Below are 2,289 nucleotides of genomic sequence, written 5' to 3' on the forward strand. Positions count from 1 at the left end.
GCAGCGCGCCGGGCACGGCGACCAGCGCGGCGGCGGCGGGCGGCAGCAGCAGGGCGGAGGCGAGGAGGACGGGAAGGAACGATCCGGCGGCGATCGGCACGGAGCCGTGCAACGAGCGGCCGAGGAACCGGCAGCGGGCCGGCATCTCGCAGAAGGCGTACAGCGTCGCGAGCAGCGCGACGGCCCGCCACGGGGTGTCGGGGCGGAACGCGGGAAGGAGGCAGACGGTGGCGCAGAGCGCGACGCCCAGGATGTACGCGCGCGCCGCCCCCGGTATGGCCCTCACGGGTTCTCGCCCTTCCTCGGCTCCTCGGTCCGGCCCGGAAGGGCCCGAAACAAAGCGTCAGGCTAGCGAGTCGGCGGGCGGACGGAGGCCGGATGAGGACGATTAGCACCTTTGAGTGACATCGCCGGTCTGCCGGTGATACGGGAGATACGGAAGAGGGCGCACCGCGCGATGCGCGGCACGCCCTCGTACCCCGTGCGAAGGGGGGCTGTGGGGTGGTGCGGGCCCTGCCCGGAGGACCGTACCGGACACCGGGACGGCAGTCCCGCATACCCTGTTCGTCAGTCCTGCGCCGCCCGCGGCACATCCGCGCCCGCCGTCGACACTTCCCGCTCAGGGCCGATCTCGCCCGACCGGATCAGATCGATCCGGCCCATGACCTTGGCCCGCAGGTCGGACGGCACGTCGTCCTGGCCGCAGCAGCGCTTGACGAGCTTCTTCACGGCCTGCTCGAGGCCGTACTTCTCCAGGCACGGGGAGCACTCCTCGAAGTGCACCTCGAACTTGGTGCAGTCGTTGTCCGGCATCTCGTTGTCGAGGAACTCATACAAATGATCGAGTACCTCGGAGCAATCCGTCTCATGCGGCTCTCCGCAGCTCATGAGCCCGAACCTTTCCGATCGTCCGACGACTCCCCGGCACCGGCCGGGACGAGCCCGCGCTCGCGGGCGTAGTCCTCCAGCATGCCGCGCAGCTGGCGGCGCCCACGGTGCAGTCGCGACATCACCGTACCGATGGGTGTCCCCATGATGTCCGCGATCTCCTTGTACGCAAAGCCCTCTACATCGGCGAGATACACCGCGATGCGGAACTCCTCCGGGATCGCCTGCAACGCCGACTTCACGTCGGAGTCCGGCAGGTGGTCCAGCGCCTGCGCCTCCGCGGAGCGCAGACCGGTCGACATGTGCGACTCGGCACGCGCGAGCTGCCAGTCCTCGATCTCCTCGGCGGCACTGCGCTGAGGTTCGCGCTGCTTCTTGCGGTAGGAGTTGATGAAGGTATTGGTGAGGATGCGATACATCCAGGCCTTGAGGTTGGTCCCCTCGCGGAACTGGTGGAAGGAGCCGTACGCCTTGGCATACGTCTCCTGCACGAGGTCCTCGGCGTCCGCCGGGTTGCGCGTCATGCGCAGCGCGGCGGAATACATCTGGTCGAGGAAGCCCAGCGCGTCCCGCTCGAAACGGGCGTTGCGCTCGGCCGTGGTCTCTTCGATGCCGCCGTCGTCGGTCCCTGCGTCGGTCCCAGTGACCGGACCCACCTCCTCCAACGCTGTGGCGGGCCCGAAAGCGGACCCACTCGAATCGGAGAATAGTCGACCTTGTGACAACGAGGGCCGGTGGTCCGCTCCGCCGGCCGCCCGGACCGGAGCGTTCTTGGACGCGGAAAGCACCGTCCACTCCAGTTCACTGGCGTCTGAGCGGCGCGGGCAGATGGTCGAACCCATACGACGGACTCCCTCTCCATGCTCTGTGTTCCGTTGTCTGGTGGAACAGTGGACATCTGTCGCACATTCCCGGCCACGGCCCGGTCCTCAGGCCAGTTTCGCCGCCCATTCCGCCACCTTCCCGGTGATGATCGCGAGGGCCCGCTCCTGCGAGACGGCGGCGCTCTTCGCGACGGCGAACCCGTGGTCGGCGCCCGGCACCTCGCACAGCGCGTACGCGCCACCACCGTCCGTACCACCGTGCGAACCGGCTGCGCTCTTGCCGGACACCTCACCCGCGTCCGGGAACTCCGCGGCCTTCCCGAAGGGGTCGTTGCCGCCCTGGACCACCAGCGTGGGCACCCCCGCGCCCAGCAGTTCCGCCGCCCGGGACTTCTCCGGCCTGCCCGGCGGGTGCAGGGGAAAACTCAGGGCCAGTACGGCGTACGCCCCCAGCTCCAGCGCCGTACGGCAGGCCACCCGCGCTCCGGCGCTGCGCCCGCCCGCGATCACCGGCGCCCCCTGGTCCGCCAGCTCCGGCCACACCGCCCGCCACCCGGCGTCCAGGGTCTTCGGCGCC

General features: G+C 69.8%; 3 protein-coding genes and 1 pseudogene. All 4 read right to left on the bottom strand.

Going from position 1 to position 2,289, the window contains the following annotated elements; all coding sequences use genetic code 11:
* Positions 1 to 286 (bottom strand): annotated as a pseudogene (locus GT042_RS03500) (metal-dependent phosphohydrolase); the annotation flags it as partial.
* Positions 287 to 567: 281 nt separating this feature from the next.
* A complete protein-coding gene (rsrA, locus tag GT042_RS03505) occupies positions 568 to 888 on the bottom strand; it encodes a mycothiol system anti-sigma-R factor (RefSeq protein ID WP_161307225.1) in 321 nt (106 codons plus the stop codon).
* Positions 885 to 1,544, bottom strand: coding sequence for a sigma-70 family RNA polymerase sigma factor (locus tag GT042_RS03510; protein ID WP_208298586.1), 660 nt, complete (start codon positions 1,542 to 1,544; stop codon positions 885 to 887). The genes rsrA and GT042_RS03510 overlap by 4 nt, the downstream gene beginning before the upstream one ends.
* 273 nt (positions 1,545 to 1,817) lie before the next feature.
* The coding region (locus tag GT042_RS03515; RefSeq protein ID WP_345943667.1) for an alpha/beta family hydrolase at positions 1,818 to 2,289 on the bottom strand (472 nt) is incomplete at its 5' end.

Source organism: Streptomyces sp. SID3212, assembly GCF_009865405.1.
GTDB lineage: Bacteria > Actinomycetota > Actinomycetes > Streptomycetales > Streptomycetaceae > Streptomyces.

Bases quoted from the DNA above. Each gene is read 5' to 3' on its own strand.
- rsrA (WP_161307225.1), bottom strand. From the start codon at position 888: ATGAGCTGCGGAGAGCCGCATGAGACGGATTGCTCCGAGGTACTCGAT.